This is a genomic window from Acidimicrobiia bacterium (assembly GCA_018057765.1).
Taxonomy (GTDB): domain Bacteria; phylum Actinomycetota; class Acidimicrobiia; order IMCC26256; family JAGPDB01; genus JAGPDB01.
Map to the genome: position 1 here is coordinate 33,190 of JAGPDB010000017.1, position 7,066 is coordinate 40,255.

7 protein-coding genes are annotated in these 7,066 nt (G+C 36.5%); 5 read left to right on the plus strand and 2 right to left on the minus strand.

What is annotated here, in order from left to right:
• Positions 1-4 precede the first annotated feature (4 nt).
• The 4 genes from KBF89_06550 (at position 5) to KBF89_06565 (ending at position 2,648) form a co-directional block, all read left to right on the plus strand.
• Positions 5-1,087, plus strand: coding sequence for an inositol-3-phosphate synthase (locus KBF89_06550; GenBank protein MBP9115987.1), 1,083 nt, complete (start codon positions 5-7; stop codon positions 1,085-1,087).
• 198 nt (positions 1,088-1,285) lie between these two features.
• Positions 1,286-1,582 (plus strand): hypothetical protein, encoded by a 297-nt coding sequence (locus tag KBF89_06555; GenBank protein MBP9115988.1) that lies wholly within the window; start codon positions 1,286-1,288, stop codon positions 1,580-1,582.
• Positions 1,576-1,899, plus strand: a complete 324-nt coding sequence (locus tag KBF89_06560) for a hypothetical protein (protein ID MBP9115989.1) — start codon at positions 1,576-1,578, stop codon at positions 1,897-1,899. Before KBF89_06555 ends, KBF89_06560 begins: the two co-directional genes overlap by 7 nt.
• A gap of 62 nt (positions 1,900-1,961) precedes the next feature.
• Positions 1,962-2,648 carry a class I SAM-dependent methyltransferase gene (locus KBF89_06565; protein MBP9115990.1) on the plus strand — a complete coding sequence of 229 codons (687 nt, stop codon included), beginning with the start codon at positions 1,962-1,964 and terminating at the stop codon, positions 2,646-2,648.
• Here the strand turns inward: KBF89_06565 and KBF89_06570 are convergent.
• Together KBF89_06570 and KBF89_06575 are read right to left on the minus strand one after the other, a co-directional pair.
• On the minus strand, positions 2,643-4,031 hold the full coding sequence (locus tag KBF89_06570; GenBank protein MBP9115991.1) for a CCA tRNA nucleotidyltransferase: 1,389 nt from the start codon (positions 4,029-4,031) through the stop codon (positions 2,643-2,645). The genes KBF89_06565 and KBF89_06570 overlap by 6 nt on opposite strands.
• A gap of 169 nt (positions 4,032-4,200) precedes the next feature.
• Positions 4,201-5,277, minus strand: a complete 1,077-nt coding sequence (locus tag KBF89_06575) for a PilT/PilU family type 4a pilus ATPase (protein MBP9115992.1) — start codon at positions 5,275-5,277, stop codon at positions 4,201-4,203.
• A gap of 156 nt (positions 5,278-5,433) precedes the next feature.
• Here KBF89_06575 and KBF89_06580 point away from each other — a divergent pair.
• Positions 5,434-7,066 (plus strand): hypothetical protein (locus KBF89_06580; GenBank protein MBP9115993.1); only part of this gene is annotated, 1,633 nt, incomplete at its 3' end.

Below are 7,066 nucleotides of genomic sequence, written 5' to 3' on the forward strand. Positions count from 1 at the left end.
AATAATGTCAACTAAAACAAATAAAGAAATTCGTGTAGCAATTGCTGGCGTTGGTAACTGCTCAAGCAGCTTGCTACAAGGAATAGAATATTATAAAAATGCTGAACCTGGCGAGACTGTACCTGGATTAATGCATGTCGAAATGGGTGGCTATCATGTACGCGATGTAAAAGTTGTTTGTGCTTTTGATGTTGATGCCTCAAAAGTAGGTCAAGATATTTCTAAAGCTATATTTTCCGGCCAAAATAACACTATTAAATTCAGTGATGTTCCTGATTATGGCGTTGAAGTATTTCGTGCGCCAACACTTGATGGTTGGGGTAAATATTACAAAGAAACTTGCGAGGAATCTCTAGAGGAACCTGTTGATGTCGCACAAAAATTACGTGATGCAAAAGTAGATGTATTGGTTTCATACCTACCTGTAGGCTCTGAGCAGGCACAACGTATGTATGCTCAAGCTTGCTTAGACGCTGGCTGCGGTTTCGTAAATGCTATACCAGTATTTATTTCTAGTGACGTTGAATTTGCAAAGAAATTCACTGAAGCTGGCCTACCAATTGTTGGTGACGATATTAAATCACAGGTTGGAGCAACAATTGTTCATCGCGTACTTGCACGACTATTTGAAGATCGTGGACTGGTACTTGATCGCACATATCAATTAAATGTTGGTGGAAACATGGACTTTAAAAATATGTTAGAACGTGACCGACTCGAATCAAAAAAGATTTCAAAAACTCAAGCTGTTACTAGCCAATTAGACCATGGAATCGAAGCTGGCAATGTTCATATTGGTCCAAGCGACCATGTTGGATGGTTGAGCGATCGTAAATGGGCATACATTCGACTTGAAGGACGTAATTTTGGTGACGTTCCTCTAAACATAGAATTGAAACTCGAAGTATGGGATTCACCGAATTCAGCTGGAGTAATCATTGATGCTCTACGTTGTGCAATGATTGCAAAAGATAGAGGAATTGGTGGCCCACTCGAAGGTGCATCAGCATATTTCATGAAATCTCCAGCAGTACAATTTCATGATGATGTTGCTTATCAAATGGTTGAAGATTTCATTAAGGGATAAATCCATAAAACCTCTGGGTGTCAACTAGCTACGTGCTTCGCAATGCATCGCTTAGTTAAACTCAGAGGCTTTTTTATTTCTAAATCCAACCCAGTTATTTGCAATGCGCTGCTTAGTAAATAGATGAACACTTTTCGTTGTTTTGCCATAGAATAACACTAAATTGACCTTAAAGGGTCAACAGTGTAAAATCTTGATATGTTCAATAACCAAGCGTGGGCCGACTATTTAAAGTCAGCCAAAAAACTCGATCGATTAGCCAAAAAACTGGGAAAATATAACGACCTAGACTTTGAAACTGCAGATAGTTTAATTGATGCAGGCTTTAGTGATGAAGTGGCACTAAACATAGATAGTTTCAAAGTTAGAGCCCATAATGCTATTGCCTGGGCACTAAGGCCAGCAGAAAGAACCGAATTAGTATTAAAAAACATTAAAAATCTAGATTTACTTACAGCAAGCGTGATTATAAAAGCAAAAAAGGCGCAATGGTAGCCGGGTCAATTTCTAGTTTTAACGAAATGCATCACAATCGAATTGCAGTTGAACTAATAGAAAATGGGCATGCGTCAATAGTTAAAAGAAATGTTGACGAATTCATCTCCTTGACTAGAGGAGTCTTAGACATGCTAGAGCTAGCATTATCTGAAGATATTAGTGACCATGATGACCCAAACAGAACAATGTGTTCACTTTTTGTCTGGGAAAACCCTAAGAGGAGAGATCCTAATGGGAATCCACCAGATAGAACAGTAAGGGGCGCTGCAGAGGCTTGGATGAACTATTTTGAACAAGCAGGAGGACACCTCTAAAAGTAGCCACTCTCATAGTAACTATTTGCATTGAAGCACATAAATGAGCTTAAGTGTATATAATGACTATTTCAATACAAAACGCAATCGAATATGGATACGGAGTTAATGACTCCTCGACTCGGCTTTTCGGAGAAATAAAAAATAAGCGAATATTGGTATTAGGTGGTGGCGAATTAACTACACCAATAACTCTGGCTCAAGGTGGCGCACATGTAATTTGTGTTGACCCTAGCGCAGAACGAATTGCCATGACGACGGCACAAGCTACGGCAAATACTACTCGTGTAGAGTGTCACCAAGGTGCATTCGCCGACCTCGCATTTCTGAGAGCAGATTCTATAGACATAGTATTTTCAGCAACAGTGTTAGATGAAGTACAAGATCTAGATCGTGTAATTCGACAATGTCAAAGAGTACTGCGAAAATCCTCACCAATGATCATGTCTCTAGAACACCCAATTGCGCGCATGGTGGAACAAGATGAATACGTTTCATCCCCTGGAGTATTACCACTAGGAACACCAAGAATCACCAGAAGTTTTTTCGATGATACCGAGTTCGAAACAATGCGAGGTGGGCAAAGAGTAAGTGTTTTTCCAAGAACAACATCAAATATACATGAACTATTTATGCGACATGGTTTTAAAGTTGATTCAATATGTGAACCTGCACCTGAATTTCACCACGAACCAGTAGTGATGGTTCCACCTGTTGTAATTTTTCGTGCCCGCAAAGAAGGTTTATAAATTTTCTATAGCCCAGGAATCTAATAATTTATAAGCATCCTGTTCTGGTATAGGTCCATTTTCCAAACGGTGTTCGAGCAAATAGTCTAAGGCTGTTCCAACTTCTCGCGAAGGTTTTAGTTTTAAATGTTCCATTACTTGCGCCCCATCTAAATGTGGACGGATTTTATTTAGTTCTTCTTTTTTGCTCAATTCAAGAATACGAGATTCAAGATCATCCATACGATCACTTAGTTCTTTAGCTTTTCTAGGATTTTTAGTCGTACAATCACAACGTTGTAAGTGATTTAGATCCGCCAATAACTCTCCTGCATCACGGACATAACGTCGAACAGCTGAATCGGTCCAACCCATTGCATAAGTATGAATACGAAGATGCAAAAAGACTAACTGGCTAACTTCTTTTATCATTTCTTTAGAAAAAGCTAGTTCACGCATGCGTTTTCTGGTCATTTTTGCACCAAGTACTTCATGAAAACGAAACGTGACACCATTTTCACCGACATCATAAGTGTCTGGTTTTGCAATATCATGGAAAAGTGCGGCTAGTCGCACACGAAGTTCAGGACGTGTATTAGCAACTACGGCAATTGTATGGATTAAAACATCCTTATGATGATTTTGTGGGTCTTGTGGAATACTCAAAATATTAAATTCTGGAAAAAACTCGTCGCTAAGTTTAGTTTCACTCAAAAAATATAAACCCTTTGAAGGATCTTGTGCAATTAATAATTTACAGAGTTCATCGCGAATACGTTCAGCACTGATAATGCTCATGCGCGAGCGATATTTATCAACAGCATCAAGCAGTGCAATATCAGGCACAAGGTCAAACCTAGCAATAAATCGCGCTGCTCTCATCATACGAAGTGGATCGTCAGAAAAACTAACACTTGGTTCTAGTGGTGTTCTTAAACGCTGATTCAACAGATCATCTAAACCACTATAAGGATCGATCAATTTTGCATCAGGCAAACTAAAAGCCATTGAGTTAATTGTAAAATCACGTCTCGAAAGATCAGTTTCTAAATCATCACCAAATTCAACTTGAGGTTTACGTGAATCGTCACCATAGATTTCTTTCCTATATGTTGTTATTTCAAATTTCAAATCTTCGAATGAAAGGCCAATAGTTCCAAAAACTTCACCTTGACGCCAAAGGTGTTGCGCAACATCTTTTACTATATTTAGTATCTCTTTTGGCTTTGCGTTCGTGCAAATATCATAATCATCAGATTCAACACCCAATATAAGATCGCGAATTGTTCCACCAACGACGTTAAATTCATATCCAGCTTTTTCAAAAAGTAAAGAAAGCTTATATATTGGTGATTCTTTTATCGTCAGCTTATTTAATTCGTTCAAACGTTGTGCGATTTCCATGTGCCAATATTCTAATTTATTAAAGATCCCTCGACTACGCTCGGGATGAAAGTTGCAGATTAGAATCGATGATTTAAATTAAATCATATTGTCGCAAAATGACTGGATCGAGCCGAAAACGAGCATTCGTAGATAATATTTTTTAATTTAAATTCAGACTCACTTTTTTCTATTCGCTTCTCACGGCCTCCATCATTGAACGCAATTCATTAGGATTTACTGCATTAGATAAAGTCTCACGACGAGTAATATGTCCATCACCAAATAACTGCAAGAGCGCTTGATCCATAGATTGCATACCATAATATTCACCGTCAGCAATTACATCTTCGAGTTCTAATTTTATGCCAGATATATCTGAAATTCGATCAAAAATTCTTGAATTAACCAACATTACCTCGCATGCTGGAACTCGGCCTATGCCATCTAATTTATTAATAAGTCTTTGACAAAGAACCCCTTTTAGTGTTCCAGCAATTGACATGCGCGCTGTATGTTGTTGATGAGCTGGAAAAAAATCGATTAAACGTTGAACTGTTTCTGTAGCATTCATCGCATCAAAAGAAGCTAATACTAAGTGTCCTGTCTCAGCGGCAGAAAGAGCTGCTTTCACTGATTCAAAGTCATCTAATTCGCCAATCAATATGACATCAGGATCTTGTCGTGCAACCTTCTTCATAGCCGAAGCATAGTTATCAGTATCTGTACCTATTTCTCGTTGACTAACAATCGATAAACTATCTTTATGCAAAATTTCAATAGGATCTTCAATAGTGACTATGTGACGTGGGAGTGTTTTATTAATGTGATCGACCATTGCAGCAAGCGTTGTTGTTTTTCCTGATCCACCTGGACCAGAAACGATTATCAAACCATTTGGTTCTTGTGCAAGTTTTTGTACAATTACGGGCAAACCTAAATCTTCAAATGATGCAATACCTGGAATTACTCTCCTAAAGACCATGCCGATTGAGCCACGTTGTCGAAAAACGTTAACACGAAATCTTCCAAGTCCAGCAACTGCATAGGCAAAGTCCGCCTCGAAATCTTTAATAAATTCTTCTGCTCGATTTTTTGGCATAATTGTAAACGCAATTCGCTCAGTATCATTTGGTCCTACAGGTGTAAATTCTGTTTCCTCTAAATGTCCGTCAATACGCACACGGGGACGAGAGCCGACTTTAACATGTAAGTCAGATGCACCAACATGAATTGCGAAACGTAAAAGTTCATCTAGATCTACCATATTGTATATGTCGTCTTGAGGAGTTGCATGCTTTAGCATTTTCAACGATTTCACCTATTATTTATGATTCTCAATCTTGTTGATGAATAACGCGAATGCTGCACAAAACGCCTAAAGTTATAGTGTTATGTTAAGAGATACTGCAAAGAAAATAATATGTTAAAACAGTACATCTTTAGGGAGAAAACTAGATCTATTAAGAAAACTGGCCTTTTTTTTGTTCTATTTTTAGTGATACTTCAGTCAATACCTTTAATTTCAGTCGCTTATGGCAATACTAATATTATTCACAAAGACAGTGCTTCAACTTTTACTATATCAAAATTATCACCCTATCTTACAGACGACACTTTGGGTATTATCGGTATTACTTCTAATCTAGAGAATATTACTAATATAAAAATCAGTGTTATTAAATCAACAAATACCAGATCAGAACTATTTAACTTTGTTGATAAACCTTCTAATAAAAATGTTATATCAAAAATAACCATTCCTATAGATAATTTTCAATTGACAGAGATCGGTACAGACAATAATCTTATAAATAATTTTGAAACTAATTTTTCAATTAATTCTGTTGAACCAGAATCAACAAACAGCCTCACTCTAAGTAAAACTGGGATATACCCTGTTGCAATTGAATTGTTGGGCGACAACAACAAAAAACTAGATACTCAATATAGTTTTATTACCTATTTCCCAAAAATTATATTCAGCCAACAAGCATACTCAGAAAAGTTAAATATAGTTCCCGTAATCATTAATAGCGAAATTTTAAAAGATGAAAAAATATATGATGGATCCGGCGCTTTGACTAAGGACGGAAAAATAGTTCAGAAAGAATTCAACACTACAGAAAGAAATATCAGCAACATATATTCCATTAATACGCCAAAGTCATTTTTAATTAATGGACAATATATAGATTCTTTTTCACAGATTAATTCCACATCAAAACAAATTCCCATTGTTAGCTTCGCGCAAAATCCAGAAAATACTAATAATCAATATATAGCTGATACATATACCCCTATGAATATTGTTGAATTAAATAAAATCACTAAGAAATCAGTTTTTTTAAATTCCTTAGTTAAAACCCAAGAATCATTGACAAGAAGCCAAATACAAACAACTCCCAAGATTTTATTTACTAAATCAGTTTCTAATCAAACTCTTAAAGATTTATCAAATAGCGGAATAAAGAATATTATTGTTGGAGAAAATACATTTTCATCAACAATCCCGCTTTCATCATTGCCATTAAAAATTGAGACTGATAAAACCACATTAAATATGGCAACATATAGAACAGATTTCATGAATCATCTAAATATTAATGCTACTAAAGATTCCCAATCTAATATCCTGAATGCTTTTAGCTCTGTGGTTGCGCTAGAGGAACCTTCAAATAGCCGCTTTCTTATCATCCCGTTAGATATTTCAAAAATTAGTTTCGCTACAATTAGCTCTTTTTTGTCATCACTAGAAAACAATCCATTAACAAGATCAACAACAATAAGCGATGCTTTCGTGTCGATAAAAACAAATGGAAAACTATCGACAAAAATCGCTAAGACAGAGTACGGCTATATTCCCAAAGACTCGCTTACGCTTGCGGACTATAACGATACAAGGAATCGTGCAGACACTATTGAATCACTATACGGATCAAATTCGCTTGAAGCAAGAATAGCTGAGAATCTCGTCTACAGAGTTACTTCATCACTTGAAACAAAAACATCAATAGCTAAGGACATAGAAAAATTAAAAGCAATAATAGATAATG